19 protein-coding genes and 1 riboswitch are annotated in these 22248 nt (G+C 37.6%); of the genes, 5 read left to right on the forward strand and 14 right to left on the reverse strand.

All coding sequences use genetic code 11. The annotated features are described in order from the left end of the window. Positions 1–242: 242 nt before the first annotated feature. The 6 genes from P3T75_RS10295 to P3T75_RS10320 all read right to left on the reverse strand — a co-directional run bounded on the left by P3T75_RS10295 (position 243) and on the right by P3T75_RS10320 (position 6537). Entirely contained in the window at positions 243–1922 is a 1680-nt protein-coding gene (locus P3T75_RS10295; RefSeq protein ID WP_282461520.1) for a ribonuclease J, read from the reverse strand. 476 nt (positions 1923–2398) lie between these two features. Continuing rightward, the gene (locus P3T75_RS10300; RefSeq protein ID WP_282461521.1) at positions 2399–3457 is read right to left on the reverse strand and encodes an aspartate-semialdehyde dehydrogenase; all 1059 of its coding nucleotides are present in this window, start codon (positions 3455–3457) and stop codon (positions 2399–2401) included. Between the two features lie 433 nt (positions 3458–3890). Continuing rightward, positions 3891–4496, reverse strand: a complete 606-nt coding sequence (locus P3T75_RS10305; protein ID WP_282461522.1) for an alpha/beta hydrolase — start codon at positions 4494–4496, stop codon at positions 3891–3893. A 541-nt stretch (positions 4497–5037) separates the two neighbouring features. Further along, a complete protein-coding gene (locus tag P3T75_RS10310; protein ID WP_206902392.1) occupies positions 5038–5928 on the reverse strand; it encodes a GH25 family lysozyme in 891 nt (296 codons plus the stop codon). Between the two features lie 122 nt (positions 5929–6050). After that, positions 6051–6275, reverse strand: coding sequence for a DUF2922 domain-containing protein (locus P3T75_RS10315; RefSeq protein ID WP_282461523.1), 225 nt, complete (start codon positions 6273–6275; stop codon positions 6051–6053). Between the two features lie 55 nt (positions 6276–6330). Continuing rightward, entirely contained in the window at positions 6331–6537 is a 207-nt protein-coding gene (locus P3T75_RS10320) for a DUF1659 domain-containing protein (protein ID WP_206902390.1), read from the reverse strand. 356 nt (positions 6538–6893) lie between these two features. On the opposite strand from P3T75_RS10320, the gene serC reads away from it, so the two are divergent. The 3 genes from serC to P3T75_RS10335 are packed head-to-tail and all read left to right on the forward strand — an operon-like array spanning position 6894 to position 10391. Continuing rightward, positions 6894–7979 carry a 3-phosphoserine/phosphohydroxythreonine transaminase gene (serC, locus tag P3T75_RS10325; protein WP_282461524.1) on the forward strand — a complete coding sequence of 362 codons (1086 nt, stop codon included), beginning with the start codon at positions 6894–6896 and terminating at the stop codon, positions 7977–7979. Position 7980: 1 nt separating this feature from the next. Further along, positions 7981–9165: a phosphoglycerate dehydrogenase gene (locus P3T75_RS10330; protein WP_282461525.1), complete on the forward strand. Its 1185-nt coding sequence runs from the start codon at positions 7981–7983 to the stop codon at positions 9163–9165. Beyond that, positions 9165–10391 carry a DUF1015 domain-containing protein gene (locus tag P3T75_RS10335; RefSeq protein WP_282461526.1) on the forward strand — a complete coding sequence of 409 codons (1227 nt, stop codon included), beginning with the start codon at positions 9165–9167 and terminating at the stop codon, positions 10389–10391. Before P3T75_RS10330 ends, P3T75_RS10335 begins: the two co-directional genes overlap by 1 nt. Positions 10392–10518: 127 nt before the next feature. Here the strand turns inward: P3T75_RS10335 and P3T75_RS10340 are convergent, their stop codons facing one another. The 5 genes from P3T75_RS10340 to P3T75_RS10360 form a co-directional block, all read right to left on the reverse strand. Further along, the gene (locus tag P3T75_RS10340; protein ID WP_206902386.1) at positions 10519–10950 is read right to left on the reverse strand and encodes a universal stress protein; all 432 of its coding nucleotides are present in this window, start codon (positions 10948–10950) and stop codon (positions 10519–10521) included. Positions 10951–11161: 211 nt separating this feature from the next. Then, on the reverse strand, positions 11162–11662 hold the full coding sequence (locus P3T75_RS10345; protein ID WP_282461527.1) for a DUF1361 domain-containing protein: 501 nt from the start codon (positions 11660–11662) through the stop codon (positions 11162–11164). Continuing rightward, positions 11562–12329 (reverse strand): hypothetical protein, encoded by a 768-nt coding sequence (locus tag P3T75_RS10350; protein ID WP_282461528.1) that lies wholly within the window; start codon positions 12327–12329, stop codon positions 11562–11564. The genes P3T75_RS10345 and P3T75_RS10350 overlap by 101 nt, the downstream gene beginning before the upstream one ends. A 490-nt stretch (positions 12330–12819) precedes the next feature. Further along, on the reverse strand, positions 12820–14007 hold the full coding sequence (locus tag P3T75_RS10355) for a 3D domain-containing protein (RefSeq protein WP_282461529.1): 1188 nt from the start codon (positions 14005–14007) through the stop codon (positions 12820–12822). Positions 14008–14218: 211 nt separating this feature from the next. Continuing rightward, the gene (locus P3T75_RS10360) at positions 14219–14989 is read right to left on the reverse strand and encodes a putative ABC transporter permease (RefSeq protein ID WP_282462597.1); all 771 of its coding nucleotides are present in this window, start codon (positions 14987–14989) and stop codon (positions 14219–14221) included. A 278-nt stretch (positions 14990–15267) separates the two neighbouring features. On the opposite strand from P3T75_RS10360, the gene P3T75_RS10365 reads away from it, so the two are divergent. Together P3T75_RS10365 and P3T75_RS10370 are read left to right on the forward strand one after the other, a co-directional pair. Continuing rightward, positions 15268–17022 (forward strand): ABC transporter ATP-binding protein, encoded by a 1755-nt coding sequence (locus P3T75_RS10365; RefSeq protein ID WP_282461530.1) that lies wholly within the window; start codon positions 15268–15270, stop codon positions 17020–17022. Further along, on the forward strand, positions 17012–18769 hold the full coding sequence (locus P3T75_RS10370) for an ABC transporter ATP-binding protein (protein WP_282461531.1): 1758 nt from the start codon (positions 17012–17014) through the stop codon (positions 18767–18769). The genes P3T75_RS10365 and P3T75_RS10370 overlap by 11 nt, the downstream gene beginning before the upstream one ends. Positions 18770–18823: 54 nt before the next feature. On the opposite strand, the gene P3T75_RS10375 is transcribed toward P3T75_RS10370, so the two are convergent. The 3 genes from P3T75_RS10375 to P3T75_RS10385 form a co-directional block, all read right to left on the reverse strand. Then, entirely contained in the window at positions 18824–19996 is a 1173-nt protein-coding gene (locus P3T75_RS10375; RefSeq protein WP_230710093.1) for a glycoside hydrolase family 3 protein, read from the reverse strand. Between the two features lie 282 nt (positions 19997–20278). Further along, positions 20279–20806: a folate family ECF transporter S component gene (locus P3T75_RS10380; RefSeq protein ID WP_282461532.1), complete on the reverse strand. Its 528-nt coding sequence runs from the start codon at positions 20804–20806 to the stop codon at positions 20279–20281. Positions 20807–20845: 39 nt separating this feature from the next. Further along, a riboswitch (THF riboswitch) is annotated at positions 20846–20947 on the reverse strand. A gap of 448 nt (positions 20948–21395) precedes the next feature. After that, a complete protein-coding gene (locus P3T75_RS10385; RefSeq protein WP_282461533.1) occupies positions 21396–22019 on the reverse strand; it encodes a hypothetical protein in 624 nt (207 codons plus the stop codon). Between the last annotated feature and the right edge of the window lie 229 nt (positions 22020–22248).

Genomic DNA, 22248 nt, shown 5'->3' on the forward strand with positions numbered 1-22248 from the left:
GCGATTGTCCTTTGCCAAAAATAGACACTAAAATAGTATAATCGTTTTTCAGAAAGATTTCATATGTTTTGTTTAAAAAATATAAAATAGACTACAGCTTAACTTGTATGACACTTTTTTCAAAGCGATGACCTGCTAAAGGCAAAAAATTGGCAAAAAATCCGTGGGCGCAAATAGCTAAAATTTATTTATTACAAAAAAAAGACACCAAAACGAAAAGTTTTCGTCTTGGTGTCTTTGGCCTATTTTCTTTTTTGTCGTTGGGATGACTCCATAATAACTGGCAAAATAACCGGTCGACGCTTTGTTTGTTCAAACAAGTAACGGCTTAAACGATCGCGGATATCTTGTTTTAATTTACTCCATTCAAACTCTTCGTCTTGTAAATGTTTTTCAACAATTTCACTCACCATTTCAGCACTTTCCCGAATTAAATCACGGCTCGCCTTTACATAAACGAAACCACGGGAAGTGATTTGTGGCGGAGATACAATCTTTTTCTCACGGCGATTAATTGTAACCACTGCGATGAAAATGCCATCTTCTGATAAAACTTTGCGATCTCGCAGCACGATATTGCCGATGTCGCCAACACCAATACCATCAATCAAAACATTTTCCGCCGGTACAGAACCAGCTTGAGACATTTGACCGTTTTTATATTCCAAAATATCACCACGAGCTGTGATAAAGATATTCTTCAACGGAATTCCAGTTAATTGAGCCAGTTGCGCATGGGCCGCTAATTGACGGTATTCCCCCTGAATTGGAATTAAATATTTTGGTTTTAATAAATTTAACATTAATTGTAAATCATCGGGATTGGCATGACCTGAAACCCGCATATTATCAGAAATTTGTTTTACGACGCCACCAGCACGAAAGACAATATCTTCGGTTTTGGCAACCGTGGTTTCCATTGCGGTAGTTGGCGTAGTCGTGATATACACTAAATCCCCTTCTTGAATGCGCAATGTGCGGTGGGAACCATTAGCCATCCGTTGTAGTGATTTAATCGGTTCACCCATTCGACCTGTCTCTAAAACGATAATTTCTTCTGGTGGATAGTTTTTCATTTCTTTTTGTGTGATGAATAAATCTTCATCTGGCAATTCTAATTTGTTTAATTTCATTGCCGTCCGAATAATTCGGCCAAAATCTTGCCCAGTTAAAACGACTTTCCGGTTGCAACGATATGCAGCATTTAAAACTTGCTGCACCCGTTGTAAATTACTTGCTACCCCGGCGACAATAATGCGGCCTTCCCAATACTTAATGGTATCGTAAACTTCATCGGCAATTTGCCGTTCTGAAGCGACTGGCGTCGGATTTTCAGCATTACTAGAAGTACTTAATAGCGCTAAGACACCTTCTTTACCAATTTCAGCAATCCGCGCAAAATCGGTTTGATACATTGGCACAGCAGCCTGATCAAACTTAAAATCACCAGTATAGACAATATTGCCTACTTTGGTTTTCAAAGTGATCCCTACCGAATCTGGAATTGAGTGGGTAGTTCTAAAAAAGCCGACTGTCGTTGTCCCAAAATCAATCTCCGTATGTTCATCAATAATATGAAAATCCCGGAATTTTTTGGTGGCATCATTTTTATGAACGCCAATTTTTGCCAACTCAATTGTTAGCTTTGTTCCAAAGACAGGTACATCAACTTTTTCCAAAAAGTAAGGTAACGCCCCAATGGCATCCGCATGTCCGTGGGTCAAAAAGACACCGACAACACGATCTGCATTTTCTACTAAATAAGTAAAATCAGGAATAACTGTGTCAATTCCCAATAATTCATTTTCTGGGTATTTCAACCCACAATCTAATACATAAATATCATCTTCCACTTCAGCGATGTACATGTTTTTACCGTTTTCACGGACGCCGCCTAATGGAATGATTTTGATGTTACTCAAAAACATTCACCTCTCAAATTTTTTCTATATAAATATAATATTTTCTTTTCTGTGCCCAACTAGCCACTGTCCATTATACACTAAAAAGTGGCAAAAAGCGGCGACGAACTGCTAATTTATCATGGAAGCGGTTTGCAGCAAAAAATCTTTTAGTAAAATTAACGAATTTAAGTGCCCGCTATAAAAAAACTGCACGAACTCGGTTTACTTTTAAGCATTAAGGTAGAATTGCAATAAATCGTTTTCCTTTGACTTATTGCACAGCGCATTATTTGAAAGGCTGACTATAAAAAAGTTAGATAAGCTACACACTCCTAAAAATGAAAGTACGATTTTTAAAACACGCACTGCATTTTAAGGCTCAATAAAAAGTACACAAAAAAACGTTCCAAGTTTACCTGCATAAAGTCTAAAAGCAAAAAGCTTTAACACGTTATCAGTTACTTGCAACGTTTTTTAAATTTTTCAAAACAACTTTATTTGGGTATGCGAACTAAGTCCATCTCATGCAAGGTTTCTGCAATTTGTACGGAATTCCAGGCCGCACCTTTTAGCAAGTTATCCGATACGACCCACATGTGTAACCCAGTTTTGACATCTAAATCGCGGCGAATCCGACCGACAAATGTATCTTTTTTATCAACGCTGTTTAACGCTTGGGGATAAATTTGTTGGCTTGGATCATCTTCTAGTGTCACACCGGGTGATTTTGCTAATAGATCTTTAACTGCTTGGGGTGACATTTCTTTTTTTGTTTCAATATAAACAGATTCAGAATGTCCACTGACTACAGGAATCCGAACACAAGTTGCAGCAACTTTTATAGCATCGTCTTCCATAATTTTATGGGTTTCATTGATCATTTTCCACTCTTCATACGTGTAATCATCCTCAGCAAAAACGTCGATTTGTGGCAGCGCATTAAAAGCGATTGGATAGTGTTTTTTATCACTTCCGGCTGGCAAAATTTGTGGATCCAATTCATCTTTTGATTTTCCGGCTAAGAATTCTTTGGCTTCTCGTTTTAATTCTTCAACCGCTTTTGCCCCTGCCCCTGAAACTGCTTGATAGGTGGATACGATGATCCGGTTTAGCCCGGCTTCTTTGCGAATTGGCTCTAATGCTACCATCATTTGAATTGTTGAACAATTGGGATTTGCGATTATTCCTTTGTGCCGTTTTAAAGCAGCCGGATTTACTTCTGGTACCACCAATGGCACTTCTTTATCCATGCGAAAATAACTCGTATTATCCACCACAACTGCTCCGCGTTTCACCGCTTCTGGCGCGTAAATTTTTGAAATCCCCCCACCCGCAGAAAACAAAGCAATATCTACATCGTTAAAAGAATCAGGCACTAATTCTTCAATTGTTAAGGTTACACCATTAAATACTCTGGTTTTTCCAGCCGAACGTTTTGAAGCCAGCAGTTTGATACTTTCAATTGGTAAAGTGGTTTCTTCCAACATCTCGATCATTTTTGTTCCTACAGCTCCTGTTGCGCCCACAACAGCAATGCGATACCCTTTTTCCATCAGCTACACCCCTATGACTAAATTTGAACCTGTCTGCGACAAGAATTTGATATTTTTGCTATTTTAGCACAATCTGAAATAAATTTCAGTAAATACTAGAAAATGATTCAGAAAATTACGACAATTATCCAAAAAAACTGAATAAAGTTAAACGATGTAAAACTGTCCAAACTCTATTGACACAAAAAAATAAGGAGGAAATTTTCAAAAATTGTTTTTCGCTTTTAGCTTCATGCACAAAAGAGCTATTCAAAAAAATCCGACAATCATGATCTTAAATCACAAGAACTCCTGCAAAAAAAATTATTCTCCCTTTGAATATAAAAAAGCAGCCCGCAGTCAATCCGTCGAAATTTACCTAAAACTGTTCAAACATTTCTTTAAAATTTTTCCTTATGACGTAAGGCTGACTATTTTTATTTTAAAATCTTTTTTACATTGGGAGCTGGTGAAGCCAATTTCGGGCCTGGTTTACTTCATCTGCGGTTAATTGATGACCTTGCCTTGTTTGCTTAATCGTTAAATCTGCCCCCCGACTATCAAATGCTTCTGCAAGTTCGTTAAAAGATTCAGGCGAAACAATTGGATCGCCCTGACCAAAAGAAAGCCAGATTCGTTTATCTTTTAGCTCAAATTGTTTTTCATGCACTCCCAGTGACATGGGATGAAAAAATAAGCCTTGGGTTAATGGCGTTTGCCGCTCTAATAACAGATGGGCCGCAATGTTAGCACCATTGGAATACCCTACTAAAACCCAGTCACTTAAAGGCACATTTTTCTCTGCGCTAATTCGTTTGATTTCTTCATATAAATTATCTGTTTCTTTTTCCAAACTAGCTAAATCAAATTGATTTAAGCCATTGCGCTTGAAAAAGCGATTCATCCCGTCTTCTTCTACTTCCCCGCGAAAAGATAAAACCGCACATCCCCCATCTAAAAAACGGGCAATATCCACTAAAGAATTTTCATCTCCGCCCGTACCATGTAATAATAATAACTTCTTACTACCTGCAGTTCCAGCATCGTATAAGTATTTCATTATTCTCCCTCCGTTTTAGCCATTTTAATAGCGTGCTTAAAAATAAGTTTAAGATAAAAAATTCTATTTGTGTCGTATCCAGCAAAAATCACCTGAAGCATTCGATTAACCGCTCATAATGAATAACGCTTTACCTTAAAAGTTTTTTTGCATGTCTAGCATCATAAAGGACCTTGTGGCACAATAAGTCAAATTTTGAACAAATCTAAAAATCCCTTTAGCAAAATTCTGCCTTATAGCTGGCCTATAACCAGTTGTTTTTTCTAATTAGACTCAAAAAAATTGCAATAAATCTCAAAGTGCTTACAACTTACTATTTGTAAGTATAGTAGCAAATAAATTCATTTCCTTCAATTATTTTATTCTTTTTCGGAAAGTCACTTTATTTAACTTTATCTTCATCCTATACTATAATAAATTCAAAGGAAATTTTGGGGAAGATTTCCGACAGCGTGTAGGGGAGAGTGTTATTCCTTACGTTATTATGGCTAGAATCTTAGCAAAAATAAGACTTGGATGAATTCATCCAAGTCTTATTTTTTTATTTTATTCCACCGTGTGCTGTTATTTTTCCTAAAGCTAGATATCCTTTTTTTCCTTTAGCTCGCGGTTGCACACCCCATAAATAACCTTGGTTTAAAATAATATCATCAAATTTTATCTGGTCGCCTTTTTGAAGTAAGGCAATCACACCAGCTTTAGTGTCTGCTTTTTCTCGCAAGTAGACAGCCGTATTTAAAGTAAATGTTTTCAATTTTTTTAATCCTCCTGAAACTGAATTAGTTGGTGGTAAGGTTGGCTTTTGGTCTTCAAGCAATTTTGTATCAAAAAGTACTCCAAAATCTTTACTGCCAGTTAGCCGATTTAAATCCATTGCTCCTTTGTAGCCAGAAATGCGACCATTTGACGTATATTGATGCAGATCATACCGCGTGGTACAAGTCGGGTTAAAGCCTTCATAACGGCCATTATTCTGACCATAAGTTGGAATCCAAATAGCATCGAATTTTTCGACAGCTAAATTAAATTGATGATATAAGTGATTGGCAATATAGACACCCACCTTTTTTGCTCCCAAACGCTTCAACTCTTGACGGTAACTTTCACAGCCATTACGCATATCAGAATATGATTTTTCTTCTACATCTAACCACCAAAAAGTTGGTTGAAACTTCTTAGCGCGTTGATAGAAATCGCGGGCTTCTTGTTTCATGTCGGAGATACTGGTACCTCTCACCCATGCATAAACTGCCACCGGAACTTTGTATTCCTGCAATTTTTTAAGATGTGTTTCAAAATGCACATCCCGATGTAATGAACCGTATTGTACCCGAACAATCGCTCCGGCAATATTTTTTGCTAAGATATTGTAATCAATCGCCTCTGGTAGTTGCCATTCACTAATGTCAATGATCACTGGTTTTAAAATCATAATAGCCTCCTTCTTGTAAAAAAATGTAAAAAAGACTGCACCAAAGTTTTACTAAGGCCTAGGCTGGGACATAACTTCAGCTATCCTTTACTTTTTAGCGCAGTCTTTTTACCTAACGATGTTTATCCTTCTGTATCAAAAAGCTCTGTTTCAATGGTTTCAACATATTTTGCACTAGCTGGGGCAACAAACAATGTTACTCCATTTTTGACAAACAAAGCCGACCCACTGATTTCTTCCATTACTTGCTGAATTTTTGTGGCATCCAAATTTTCATTTGCAACCCGGGGAATCATTTTGTGTTTTTTCCCCTCACTATTAAAAAAAGTCAAATGCAGTTTTTTCATCTTGTTTTTCTCCTTTCAAAATTTCAATTTTCTAGACTCTCTTGCCTACTATTTATTACGCGGTATATTCGATTTCTTTTGTCTCTACGACACTGTTATAACTAACATCAGTTGGTAACAACTGACTAAAGGCGCGCCCGAAAGCTAACACGTCAACTTCAAGGGGATTTTCCACGCTATTTGAAAACTTCTGTTTTGTCAGACTTTCTTTCCCCGGTTCTAAAAATGTAACTGTTAAATTTGTGCTAACATGTGTTTTCATTTTGTTGCCTCCTTATAATTAATAATTTGATTGGCAAACTACCTTTTTACGGCCGTTTCAAAAGCAGTTTTTTGATTTAGTATCGTAAGTAGCGCCCTTACACTTTAACAACGAAACTTCACGGGAAAATGTCAAAGGCTTTTGAAAAAAATTTTAAATAAATTTTTCGTTATTTCATTTTGAGTATTTGTGATTATTTTCACTTAACTACTTTGTTAGTATTTTTTTAAATTAACAATTGCGTGTTGTTTATTTGCAATTTTCTGAAAAATTACTTTAAAAGCTGAAATTCATCTGTTACAATAGGCGATAACTCATTTAGAGTTAAAATTACTTTTTCAAAGGAGAGAATAGTTATGACTGTTTACAATTTTTCAGCCGGTCCTGCCGTATTACCTACACCCGTTTTGGAGCAGGCCCAATCCGAATTTACGGATTACAAAGGTAGCGGCATGTCCGTGATGGAGTTGAGTCATCGTTCCTCCCTTTTTGATGCGATAATTAAAGACGCCGAAAAACGCTTGCGGGAATTAATGAATATTCCGGACAACTACCATGTTTTATTCTTACAAGGTGGCGCGAGTTTACAGTTTTCAATGGTGCCATTAAATTTAGCGCAAAATAAAAAAGCCCTGTATGTTAATACCGGCTCATGGTCTAAAAAAGCAATTGCAGCTGCCAAAGAATTAGGCAACGTTGAAGTTGAAGTGATTGCTTCTTCAGCAAAAGACAACTTTACCTATATTCCAGAAATTACCCCTGATATGATTGATCAAGATGCTGCTTACTTGCACATTACAACCAACAATACCATTGTCGGAACAGCTTATAAAAGTATTCCCAATGCCGGGAATGTCCCGATTGTAGCCGACATGTCCTCAAATATTTTAGCCAATGACTACGATGTAAAAGACTTTGGTATCATCTACGCCGGCGCACAAAAAAATATCGGCCCTGCTGGTTTAACTGTTGTGATTATTCGCGATGATTTGCTAGGTTTGTATGAAGTAAACGAGCCCATGTTAGATTACAAAACGCAAGCAGCGGCAAACTCTTTATACAATACGCCCCCAACCTTTGCCATTTACATTGCGCAATTGGTTTTCAAATGGTTGCAAGAGCTTGGTGGTCTACCTGAAATCTTAAAGCAAGATCAAGAAAAGGCTCAATTACTTTACGATGCAATCGAAAAATCGCATTTATTTACCAGTCCAGTGCGCCCAGATAGCCGTTCTCTGACAAATATTCCGTTTGTAACCGGCAATGCCAAATTGGATCAAAAATTTAATGTAGAAGCATTGGCAGCAGGCTTTGAAAACTTAAAAGGCCATCGCTCAGTTGGCGGTATGCGGGCAAGCCTATACAATGCCTTTCCAAAAGAAGGCGTACAAGCGCTCGTGACTTTCATGGAAAAATTCGAAAAAGAAAATGGAGGACTGTAAGATGTTCCATATTAAAACATTTAACGCGATTGCCCCTGAAGGCATGAATCGCTTTGATAAAGATAATTACGCCATTAACGAAAGCAAAACTCCTGATGGTATTATTTTACGCAGTCAAAAATTACACGATTACGCTTTTCCTGAAAGTGTCGTCGCTGTTGCCAGAGCAGGTGCGGGTACCAACAATGTGCCGGTTACACAATGTACCAAACAAGGGATTGTGGTCTTCAATACCCCAGGCGCAAATGCCAATGCCGTCAAAGAATTGGTCATCGCCAGCTTATTGTTATCCGTGCGCCCAATTTTACAAGGCGCCCAGTGGATTCAAACCTTGACCGGTGCTGATGTGGAAGAACAAGCCGAAGCAAATAAAAAGCAATTTGCGGGCCATGAATTAGAAGGAAAAAAATTAGGTGTCATCGGCCTTGGGGCTATTGGTGCTATGATTGCAAACGACGCTTACCGATTAGGCATGGAAGTTGTGGGTTATGACCCTTACGTTTCTGTTGATACCGCTTGGAGTATTTCACGACGCGTGACCCGTGCCAATGAATTGGCAGATGTGTTGACAACTTGTGATTTTGTCACCGTCCATGTGCCGTTAACCGAGCAAACCAAAGGCATGATTGGTGAAGCACAGTTGGCAAAAATGAAAAGTTGTGCCAAACTATTTAACTTTGCTCGCGGTGGCATTGTTGATGATACTGCCGTCTTAAACGCATTGAAAGCAGGACAGCTGGCTGGTTATACAACCGACTTTGCGGATGAAAAATTATTACACAACGACAAAGTTTTAGTCTTGCCACATTTGGGTGCTTCAACCCAAGAAGCTGAAGTGAACTGTGCCAAAATGGCTGCTAGAACACTAAAACGCTTTTTAGAAGAAGGCACTATCAAACGCTCTGTTAACTTTCCAACCGTTGAGATGGCCTTTCACTCTCCTTATCGGATCACGATTATTAACAAAAATATTCCAAATATGTTAGGCCAAATCTCTTCAACCATCGCGGATATGAATATCAATATCGACAATATGGTCAATCGTGGTCGAGATGATTATGCCTATACTTTGGTGGACATTAATTGTGACGAGCAAGAAAATGCGCAAGCTGTTGCCGCGCGCTTAGAAGAAAATCCCGACATTATTCGCGTGCGGGTGATTAAAAACCCGGGGGTGGGGTATTAATGGTTGATATTCGTCCCTTTAAAGCAATTCGTCCGGCGGAAAACTTAAGCGCAAAAGTTGCCGCCTTACCTTATGATGTCATTAATAGTGAAGAAGCCCGGGTAATGGCTTTAGGAAATCCTTATAGCTATTTTCATATCGATCGCGCTGAAATTGACTTGCCACCAGAACTGTCACCTTATGATCCAGCCGTCTATCAAAAAGCTGCCACTAGTTTAGCCGACTTTTTAAAGAAAGGCTGGCTAAAAAAAGACGACGCACCTTATTTTTATCTCTATCAACTAACAATGAATGGTCGCAGCCAAACAGGTTTAGCCCTATGTGCTTCAATTGATGATTATGTCGCAGGTAAAATTAAAAAACATGAATTTACCCGCCCAGAAAAAGAAGTCGATCGGATTAACCACATCAAAGCTTGTGATGCCAATACCAGCCCCATTTTCTTAGCTTATCGTCATGAAGACGAAATTCAAAAAATTATGAAAGCTTGGCAGGAAAATCACGAGCCTACTTATAATTTTGACAGCTACCACGATGTAAATCATAAAGTTTGGGTAATTGATGATACAGACAAAATTGCAGCCTTAACCAAATTATTTGCAGCAGTCCCGGCCCTTTATATTGCAGACGGTCATCACCGAACCGAATCAGCAGTTAAAGTTGGTTTAGAAAAACGGGCGCAAAAAAATAGTAATCCTGAAAGTGATCACTTTTTAGCTATCGTCTTTCCAGAAAATGAACTCGCCATTTGGGAATACAATCGTGTTGTCAATGTTCCTGTTACAGATACTTTTTTAGATCAGCTCAAGTCTAGTTTTACAATTGAAAAAACAACGAAAACAAAACCCGATGCACCAGGTCAAATTCAAATGTATTTAGCTAGACAATGGTATACGCTAAGTGCAAAAGAGACAATCAAAAACACCGATCCGGTAAAACGCTTGGACGTATCTTTATTGCAAGACAATGTTTTTGCCCCAATCTTTGGAATTAAAGATGTTAGAGTCGATAAACGAATTGACTTTATCGGCGGTATTCGCGGCCCTGAAGAATTAGTCAAATTAGTCGACAGTGGTGCTTGGCAAGTCGCCTTCTCCTTATACCCGACAGCTATGACAGATCTTTTAGATGTTGCTGACGCTGGGAAAATCATGCCGCCAAAATCAACCTGGTTTGAACCAAAATTATTAAGTGGTCTCTTCTTACATGATCTAGAAACAAAATAAGTTGTTAATTTTTTTGTTAGCCAGTTGTGCCCCCCTCTTCAACTGGCTAACAAAAAATGAAGCATATAAAAAGCGACTGTTGGCACGTCTAAAAGACGCCACCAACAGTCGCTTTTACTTTTTAAAATTACTTCACCATGAGTACCGTACAGGGCGCATGATTTACAATATATTGAATGGTTGAGCCCACTTTTTCTCGCGTTAAGGAGCCTTTTCCTGTCGCACCAGCAACGATTAAATCAAGCTCATAATTTTTAGGAATTGTTTGAGTAATGTAGTTTTTTGGCTCACCCACTTCTAAAATCTCTTCAACATTTTCAATCCCAGCATTGCGAGCCTGCCCCACTAAATCAGCTAATACCATCTTTGCCTTGCTTTGCTCTTCTTTTAAAATTTTCGAAACAGCAAATGAACTCGTAGACAGTGATGCCTCATCAATAATCCAAGCCAGATACAACTTGCTATTGTTTGCTTTGGCTAAAGCAACAGCTTCAGTAAAAGCCTTCTCCGCATTTTTTGAACCGTCAATCGCTACTAAAATATTTTGGTAATGACTCATTTTATCCCCTCCTAAGCACTCTTAAATAAAAAAGCATTCATATAAAACCCTTTTCTTTAATTCAAAAGTACCATAAAAGCGGCTATAAAACCAACGAGAAGCCAGAAAATAGAAATTGGCTAAAGCCATAAAAATACTGACACCCAAAAGTTAGATTTTTGATCTAACTTTTGGAAATCAGTACAAAATACAACTCTAGCCAATTATTTTTTTAAATATTTTCGCCTTTACGCCCCATTAACAAGTTCTGAATATACAATACAATCAAAATTCCCAAATGAAGAACAAAGAATAATAAAACAAATTCCAATTTTTTCTGTGACCACTGCAAAAAAACAATATCGAAAACTTTTAATGGATCGGTCAGAAAATAGATAGAATGTAAGCGCGGCGGAAATCTCCCCGCATAAATTCCCATCGAAGAAAGAAAACAAATCGCACCAACGATAAAGCGAATTACATACCGGTGCAAGTTCAGTCTATCTTTGAAATAACGGGCCAGCTTTAATAACTCAGAGAATCCCCACAAATTAAAAGCAAAAATTACTAAAAACAAAGCAATTAACAACGCCCACAACCGCACACTTGGCAAACTGCTACCATCAGCATAATTATATAACTGCAACATATCCGAGTGCACAATATCGGTCACTAAATAGGGAATGTTTGGAAAAAATAGTAACCAAACACAGCCTAAAATAACTTGTACCACCGACGAACGGGTATCTTTTATATGAAAAGATAACTCTAATGGAATATAGGCCAGCAAGGGACTTATTAATGCTTGTTACTCGTTTTATCTGGGCATCTGCATAAGAAAGATACTCTTTTACTAGCTTCGTCCAATCACTTTCTTGAACAAAACCTAGCCGTTCTCGCACGGCACCGACATCTGTATCTTTTACTTTAGCTTTAATAACGACATTATTTTGTGCTTTTTGCCAATCGGTAACTGGTTTTTCAAATAAGTCATTCACATTATTTTGAATGGCAAACTTACTTTCGGCATCTGACATTTGCTTGTTTAATGTTTCTTTTTCTTTAGCAATAGTTTTCATGTTTTTTGGCACATCGGTTTCTTCGATACCGAAATCATCTGCTGAAACTTTAACACCGTCCAACTTAGCACCAACTTGGGTTAATTCAGCGTCTTTCAAGTCCTTCTTCAAAAAAACTTTGTCCTTGTTTGAATAAAGTGATGTAAGATCACTATCCACTTCTTTTAATCGTTCTTGATCTTTTTCAACGGCAGTTTCAGCATAACTTACTTTTTGCTGATATTGTTTGTTGTTGTTTTCACGATAACCGACAAAACAAATCGCGACTGCACCGATTCCCACAGCTGCGACTGCGATCGTTTTAATAAGGGGGTTACCCATTGATACACACTCCTAACTAACTTTTCTATTATATAACACTTTTTTTCGCAAAATCTCTAGCTTATTATACGTTAAGAAGGCAACATTTTAAAGGGCTATTTAAAATGTTGCCTCTCTTCACAATCTAGAATAAAAAATTCTTTTTTAACAAAAAAGAGACTAGCTTATTTTTTTAATAACAAATACTATAAATTTGCAATAATTCAACTAAATAATGATTACCAGAAATGCGCCACGTGAAACTATTTTTTTCTTAAAAAGATGAAATTGGATAACATTTCAATAAAATCAAATTTTCTATACCTTTATAAAGAAAACGTTTTTTCAGTTTAAACAAATTTAGATTTTTTTATAAAAAATTTATAAATTTCATCATAATTCTATCAAAACAAGCAAGTCACGAGTTAAAAGATCGTAAAAAAAGGTACCAACACACGTTGATACCAGTTCTTACATTTTTATTTACGATTTTCGGTTTGTCACTAGAAAATTAACCTCGAATCGTCACTTGTACCTGACGACGGCCCCATTTTGTACATTGGGCAACTGTTGGAAAATGCACATCAATAATGTTTCCTTTAATTGCACCACCGGTATCTAGCGCTAACGCAACGCCGTAGCCTTGAACTTCAACTACAGTTCCCAGGGGAATCACGCTTGGATCAACGGCGACTGCTTGTGGATTTTGACGTAAATCTGTCCCACTGGCCGTTAGATAGCTAGCACCTGGTTCGGCATAGGAATATGCAGTTGATTCCATCATCATGGTACGGCCACCACTAGTGGAACTGCCAGTGTTGTTATTATCATTATTATTGGTAGCATCATTATTAGAATTATTAGTGGAGCTTGAATTATTCGTAGTATTATTAGTGTTTGTTTCAGAGCTACTATTGGTATTATTACCTGTAGATGAGCTTGCGGTATTTTCAGCCGCTTCTTTTTGTTTAGCAGCTTCAGCTTCTTTTGCTGCTTTTTCGGCGGCAGCTTTTTGCGCTGCTGCCTTTTCATCTGCTGCTTTTTGCGCTGTTAGACGGGCTTGTTCAACTTCTTTACTTTGGGCAATTTTTTGTAGGGTGCTTTGATTTTCAGCTAATTGATTTTTCAAGTTAGCAATTTTACTATCCAATTCCCCTGCTTCAGCCTCTAAACTGGTCTTATTTTCTTTTAGGCTTGCAGAGGTTTTCTGCGCCGTAAGCTCTAAGTTTTCCAATTTTTCTTTTTCTGTGTTTAAGTCGGCAACTTTTTGTTTTTGCGCATTCTGCAATAACGTCATGGCATAAGCACGGTTGATGAATTCTTGCAGATTGTCTGCGTCTAATAAGACGGACCAATCACGCTCTGCCCCACCGTTTACTTGAATTTCTTTTAAGCGTTCTGCCATGATTTCTTTTCTTTTCTCAATACTTTTTTGCGTGGTTGCAATATCTTGTTGTGCTTTTTTTAATGTTGCTTCATTTTCAGCAATTTTTGCTTTTGTCTTTTCTACCTGATCGTATTTGTCATTCACGTCGTTTAAGGCCAGTTGTACCTCAGCGCTGATTTGATTACTTTGACGTGTGATTGCAGACTCTTGCTCATTTAAAGAGCCCATTGATTCCGCAGCTGCAAATACCGGGCTGACAAGATTGATGGCTACAACAGCTGTCAAAACTGTCACCAATTTTTTTGCCTTCACAAAATCCACACCTTTCTTTTCTAATCTCCAATGCCACTTATTATACAAAGGAAAGGTGTATGTATCATTTCAGTTAGATTACATTTTGTTACAGATGCTGTGAAGGTAAATCGAATTTAACTATTTCTTAAAAGTTTTTAGCAACGAAAAAGCGAGGAAAATACTAGCTTCTCCTCGCTTACATTTTTCGTAATATTTTCGTAACATAAAGCTAATTTTTTTTTCGATTTGCCACGTAATGACGGACATCTTCTAAACTTTTTACATTGTCTAATTTCAACCCTTTAAAGTTTTTTAACAGTCTTCTTTGGTGAAAATTCAAGCGGGGAAAGGCATTTTCCGCTTCAGGATGCTCTTTAAAGTATTGGGATAAGGCCAGACGCTGCTGTACCGTATCTTTTTTTGTGTCAAAGCTGTCTTTTAATTCTTCTTTACGCTGATCTAACTCTGAGGCAATTTTTTTGGTCATACTTTGGAATGAAGCTAAGTTTGCTAAGGTATAGCCTAAATCAAACATCATCACACCAATTAAGACAACCGGTAGATAAAAACCAAAATGTGCCGCTAGCCAATTAACGCCGAGCATGACTTGGGGCTGAACTACTTTTACAATCAATACACATCCAACGCCCCAAAATAAAGAGACAGGAATTGCCACCCGACCATTAATATTTAACGGTACATCATGATAGTCCCACCATGAAGCATGGAACAATTTTTCTAATCCATAACTGGTGACATACTCTAAAATTGTCACCAGCACCGCTGCGAAGATATATAATAGTAGTAAATTATCATGAAACGGTCGTAAAAAGTACAAAACCATTAAAATACCAAACCCGTAAATTGGGGTTATCGGCCCCATTAAAAAGCCGCGATAGACAAATTTTTTGGCCTTAAGCGAACAAAATATCGTTTCCCATAACCAGCCGATAAAAGAATAACAAAAAAATAATAATACCACTGTAATAAATTCGTTCATTTCTTCACCTCTACTCATTTTCATTGGTAATTACCCTCATTGTACCAAACTTCGCCAGCTTTTCTAAAACTAAAGGGCCTGCCTTTTCTCAATATCTATCCTAGGTTACAATAATAAACATAAATTGAATTTTGAAAGTGGGAATACTTTTTTGTTTTTGTTAATTATCAGCTTATACTTCCAATTTTTTCTAACAATTAGTGGTATCATCCCGCCTGATTTTATTTTTTAATTATTATTTTATAGCAATCATTTACAAAAAGAATAGGAGTTTATCCATGTTTAAGTTATTGGTTTATGCAAAAAAATACCGCAAACAAATTATTTTGGGTCCTTTTTTCAAATTTTTAGAAGCCGTTTTTGAATTAATTTTGCCCTTACTAATGGCACAGTTAGTGGATATGGGCATTCGCCAAAATGATAACCAGGTTGTCTGGCAAATGACGGGTTGGATGGTTTTGATGTCGGTAGTTGGATTGCTATGTGCCGTGATTTGCCAATATTATGCCTCTGTGGCTTCCCAAAATTTTGGGACAGAGCTGCGCAATCAGGTTATGAAAAAAATTAATAGTTTTTCCCACGCTGAATTGAATTTATTTGGTACAGATACACTGATCACGCGCATGACAAGTGATATTAACCAGTTACAACTGGCCCTAGCGATGCTCATTCGCTTGGTGGTACGGGCACCTTTTTTAAGTATCGGCGCAGTTATTATGGCTTTTACCATTGACTGGCAGGCTGGAATCATCTTTTTGGTGACATTGCCACTATTTTGTTTAATATTATTTTTTATCATTAAAACCACTGTCCCCCTCTATCAAAAAGTACAACAAAAACTAGACGTCTTAAATGAACTTGTGAACCAAAATCTAAGTGGCGTGCGGGTTATTCGCGCTTTTTCGCGGCGTAATACTGAAATCACGCGTTTTTCAAACCGTACAGATGAGCTTTCCAGTGTTTATGTACGGGTAACAAATATTTCAGCTCTTCTGACACCGGCGACCACCTTGATTATGAATATTGGAATTTTAGCTCTCTTTTATTTAGGCGGCTTTAAAGTAAACACTGGCCACTTGGCACCAGGACAAATTTTAGCCTTAGTAAATTACATGAATCAGATGCTCTTGGCTTTAATTGTCGTTTCAAATTTGGTTATCATTTTTACACGTGCAGCCGCTTCTGCTAACCGCGTAAACGAAGTATTGGAAACCAAACCCAGTATCACTACATTTGGTGATACTAAAGCAGGTAATCCCCCAATTGCAGAAGATTCTTCTTTAAGCAGTAAAAAAGGCGCGATTGCTTTTCAACAAGTTGCTTTTCGCTTTGCGCCTGAATTTGGACTGGTTCTAGAAAATATTGATTTTAAAGTAGCTGCTGGAACAACGCTTGGTATTATCGGTCCCACTGGTAGTGGCAAGTCAACTTTATCTCAGCTTATTCTGCGTTTTTATGACGTCACAGCCGGCAGTGTTACCATTGACGGGCGCGATGTGCGCAAGTGGTCTTTAACAAAATTGCGCAGTGAAATTGCTATGGTCCCCCAAACAGCAGTTTTATTCAGCGGGACGATCAAAGAAAATCTACAATGGGGCAAAAAAGACGCCACCGACCAAGAGTGCTGGGCCGCACTTGAATTAGCACAAGCCAAAGAATTCGTAGCCGCATTACCTAAAGGCTTACAAACTCCAATTTTTGAAGGGGGTAAGAACTTTTCAGGCGGACAAAAGCAACGATTGACGATTGCGCGAGCTGTGATTGCAAAACCACGTATTTTAATCTTAGATGATTCTCTTAGCGCGCTGGATTACAAAACTGATTTAAATTTACGACAGGCGCTCCAAAATAAATTAGACGGTACTTTGATTATCATTTCTCAACGGGTACGCTCCATTCAAGATGCCCAGCAAATTTTAGTTTTAGATGCTGGCAAACAAGTCGGCCTAGGCAGACATGAAGAGTTATTAGTGAATTGCCCAGAATATCAAGCCATTGTTGCTTCACAAGCGGAGGTGTCCCATGAAGCCTAAAAAAATTGACTGGTCTGTTTTAAAACGCTATCTTCCATACTTATCAGCCTTCAAAAAAGAAATGAGCGGGGCAATTATTTTAGGTATTGCCTCAGGGGGCACCAGTGTCTATATTACTTATCAAATCGGTCAAGCAGTTGATCAAATGTTAGGGAAAAACGAAGTGAATTTTAGTGCTTTGTATCATATCCTTTTACTCTTTGCCAGCGTTGTTTTCATTACCGTCATTAGCCAACTTTTCATTCAACGTCTGTCTAACAAAATTGCTTATTTTTCCGCCGGACAATTACGTAAAGATGCTTTTACGCATTTAAACAAACTTCCGTTGAGTTATTACGATCAAACACCCCATGGAAATATCGTGAGTCGTTTCACTAATGATATGGACAATATTGCGATTGCCGCGGCGGCTGTTTTCAATCAGCTTTTCTCAGGCGTTGCCATTGTGTTAATTGCGCTAGTTGTAATGTTACGTTTAAGCATTGTTTTGACAATTGTTGTTTTAGTCGCCACACCTATTATATTTTTCGTTAGTTGGCTGGTTGCGACATACTCGCAAGCTAATTTTGCCCGCCAGCAAGAAATCGTGGGGGAAATTTCCGGTTTTGTCACAGAAATGGTAGGAAATCAAAAAATCGTTAAAGCCTTCCAGCAAGAAGACGTCAATCAACAAAAATTTGAAGCCATTAACCAAGAATTAAATGTACGGGGCCAAAAAGCACAATTTTCGTCTTCTTTAACAAACCCCATGTCACGTTTTGTCGATCATTTAGCCTATTTGGCGGTCGGTTTTGTAGGCGGTCTATTAGTTTTAAATGGTAGTCAGTTGGTGACAATTGGTGTCATTTCCAGCTTTACAATTTACGCGAGTCAATTTACCAAACCATTTATTGAACTTTCTGGAATTACAACTCAAATTCAAACGGCCATTGCCGGTTTAAACCGGACTTTTGAAATTTTAGATCAAAAAATTGAAACACCTGACGCTCCTGACGCAATTATTTTAAAAAACGTCAAAGGTGCTGTTCGTTTTTCTCAAGTGGATTTTAGCTATACGAAAGATCAACCGCTAATTCACGATTTCAACTTTGAGGCCGCTCCTGGTGAAACGGTCGCCATCGTAGGAAAAACCGGTGCTGGTAAATCCACACTGGTTAACTTATTAATGCGCTTTTATGAAGTGGATCACGGAAAAATAACGTTAGATGGTTATGATATTCGTCATTTGACTCGGGATAGTTTACGACAAAGTTTCGGTATGGTATTACAAGATACGTGGCTTTTTGATGCAAGCTTACGGGAAAACCTCACTTATGGTAATCCCAAGGCAGAAGATGAATTGATTTATGAAGCATTAAAGAAAACTTATATGTATGATTATGTCGCGCGTCTGCCACAAAAGCTCGATACGGTTATTGGAACAAGTGGTGTAAAAATTTCCGATGGTCAACGCCAATTGTTAACCATTGCCCGGACCATGATTTCCAAACCGCATCTTTTAATCTTGGATGAGGCAACAAGTTCTGTCGATACTTTAACGGAACGAAAAATTCAGGCAGCTTTTTTAGCCATGATGAAAGGAAAAACCAGTTTCGTAATTGCTCACCGCCTTGCTACTATCCAAGCTGCTGATAAAATTCTTGTAATGGATCACGGTCAAATTGTTGAACAAGGTACTCATGAAAGTTTACTAAAAAATAATGGCTATTACGCTGAACTTTATCACGCACAATTTGAACAATCCTAAAATAATAAAAACTGGCACAGCTACATTTTTTTGAGGGTAGCTGTGCCAATTTTTTCATGAGATTAGTCCTAAATTTTTCTTCCAGGTTAATACCCGCATAACGGCAGTATCCAACGCCTCTTCGGAATATTCCCCACTTTTAACAGCAGTTAATATTCTTGGAATTTGTACTTGATAGCTAGAGGACATGATTAAATCATTGCCTGCTTTTAGAGCAGCAAGTCCAGCATCTGCTTGGGAAATAAAATCTGCTAGCCCGGCCATATCCATATCATCAGTCATAATCACACCGTCAAAACGTAATTCATTTCGTAAAACATCATGAACTGCCTTTGAAATTGAAGCGGGCTTGGTTTTATCAATCCCATCAATAATATTATGAGAAACTAGCACGCTATCTGCTCCAGCTTTAATTCCAGCTTTAAAGGGCTTAAAATCAGTCTCACGCAATTCTTTTAAGCTTCTTGTATCACGGACAATTTCCACATGGGAATCACGATTATTCCCATAACCGGGAAAATGTTTTAACGTTGAACCACTTTTTTCTCCCTTAAGCGCCTTTACCACTGTCTCGACATACTCACTTGTTCCCTGTGCATCTAGCCCAATCGTCCGATCATAAATAAAAGCATTCGGATCTGTCGCCACGTCAGCAATAGGAAATAGTCCTGCATTAATGCCAAAGTCGTGCAAAACTTTTGCCTTATTAATTGTATCTGACTTAATCGCTGCAAAACCACCTGCGGCATAAAGTGCTTGGGGTGAGGCGAAAGGTTCAGCGACTAAATTAGCATTCTGACTTACCCGCGTGACAGTACCTCCTTCTTCATCTGACCCAATTAACAATGGTATTTTGCTAGCAGCTTGATAACTTGCAATTTTTTGTGTCAGACTTGTTTGGCTTTCATTTTCCATATCGCGGCCAAAAAGAACATAGCCACCTAAATGATAGGTTGTTATATCTTCTACCTGATTGACTTCTGGCACGCGAACGAAAAATAATTGCCCTACTTTTTCTTCCAAAGTCATGTTTGCCACTACTTCTTTTATCGGATCTTTTTTCTCACTACTTGAAGTTGTTGCAACACTTTCATCCACAGCTGTAGAACTAACGGAAGTTTTCTCATTTGTTTGATAATTTGTAAAACCAAAGAATAAATTCAAAATAAAAAAACCACCTAATACTAAAATAATTGCAACTAAAAGAATGATCAAAAATCGTTTCATAATTTCCTCCAAAGGATACGTATAATGTCATCTTTCATTTTAACATGTTAGCGAAAAATTTTTGGTGAAATATGCACAAAATCTTCGTTTCATCTTCTTTTTTATCCTTAGCAGTAAATCTTGGTAGCAATAAAGAAAGTATATTTGTAACATGACATGTTGCATTGATAATGCTTAAACGATTTTGCTTTAGTAGCATTTATAACCATCAAAAAAAAAACTGTAAAACTAGAAAATTTACTAGTCTTACAGTCTGCGCCCTGGGATGAAGGACGTTAGTGATTAATTTGAGTGTAGTTTTTTTGCCAAACGTTGATAAGGTAATGCTCGGCCTACGATATAGATAATCATCGTTTCTAAAGGAATCATGATCACCGCTTTAATCAAGCGGGTTGTCCATAATCCCGGATTAGTTAAATCAATGCCGTACATCAAAGATAACCACAGTGGTGTTAAGCAAAAACTAAAGACCACGGTGTTAACTAAGACACACAGAAAAGAATTTTTTAACGTAATTTCTTTTTTGTAAAAGAAAAAACCATAAATAAGTCCACCTAAAAAGGCATTAAACGTAAAGCCAATAAAAAATGGTGCTTTAGCCAATAAAGTATTTCCGATAACATCGGCGACTACTGCCCCAATTCCAGTCCAAAATGGACCAAATAAAGTCGCCATCACTACTTCTGGTACAAAGCTAAAAGTGATTTTTAATAATTGGGTTTCAAACCCGAAAACTTGCGATAAAACAACCATCAAAGCAATTAACATTGCCATGACCGCAATCTTATAGGCATCTAGTTTTCTTTTCATAACTCAGCATCTCCTTAATAGAGCTGCCGCATAAAATAATGCAGCGAATGCGAAAATAAAACCGCGAATTGCATGCAATCCTTCGTCCCAAGGGCAACATCCCATCCCTCAGACACTTAACGCTTTATTTCCTACTCTGTCATATTTGAGGTTTAAAAACCTCGCCTAAAATATAGCACGAATAAATTGCTACAACAAGCTAACGAGCTTCTGTGCTTAAAATTTTATAACGAACGTTAGGAATCTAACCGCTTGCAGTATTTAAAAGCTGAATAAACTGCCCTCAGCTCGTAAAAAATAAATAATAAATTTCCGGAAATTGTTCCTCAAATTTTTGGAAATTTTGTTTTATTTCTTGACGTGCTAGTTTATGAAGCTAGATATTTAAAAACTGAGAGCCCTGGGGCAACTCTTTAGCAATAAGACAGAATCTTGATAAATTGTTCCTCAAATTTCTCAAGATTTAGGCTTATTGTCGCTAAGAGTTAGTGCATGAAGTTAGATATTAAAAGCTGAATAAACTGCCCTCAGCTTATAAAAAAATAAAAAAATCCTGCCGTAAGTTTACGGCAGGAAAATTTTTTAGCTATTATCGGGCAGTTTTCACATTGCCAACAACTTCTTTTTGTAATTTCAGAGCTTTGGTAAAGACTGGAATGTCAAAGTGTTTACTTAAAGTCCCCGCAACAAAGTACGCAATATTGTAATCCACCAAACTGTGAATTACGCCACCAAATCCTAATAAGACAAAGTAGAAGTAAAAAACACCCCCATCATAGGTTCCTGGTGTACCCAAATTAATCATGTTAAAAGCTAAAACGACCACCACTTCTGCTGCCGCATGAATTAAACCTAAAACGACATTATACATTTGAAAACGGACATTGGCTAAAGTAAACCGGCCATTTTGCAACACGATTTGAGGATTTTTTTGCAGATATAATGCCCCAATTGTAGCAAAAATTACATGAGTTAAGGCCCGTAATGCAATTACAACAGGTAACCCAGAAACTAAAAACCCAAAAGTTGTTCCCAACGCAACTGCAATCGCTACAGCTGGCGAAAAGAACATCGCAATAAATAATGGCACATGGCTAGCTAATGTAAAAGATGCTGGTCCAATCACAATTTTAGGCATTACCATTGGAATCATGATCCCAAGGCCAATTAGTAAAGCAGCAATCGTTAAATGACGCACAGAATTATTTCTCATTTTTTCCTCCTCAAAAAACTCTAACATTTATTTTTTCGTACCTAACCAACGTGTCAAGACACTTGGGTCTTTTTCATTTTAGTGGTATTTATTTTAAGTGTCAAGACATATATTTTGTTTTTACGAAAAGAGTCTGAAAAATTTCACTTATTTTTTAAATGCAGTTAAATTCAGGTGATAGTTATGTACACCTTTATTAAAATTCTCCTCAAAAAAAGACCACTGCTCT

Source organism: Enterococcus montenegrensis, from assembly GCF_029983095.1.
GTDB classification, from domain to species: Bacteria; Bacillota; Bacilli; order Lactobacillales; family Enterococcaceae; genus Enterococcus_C; species Enterococcus_C montenegrensis.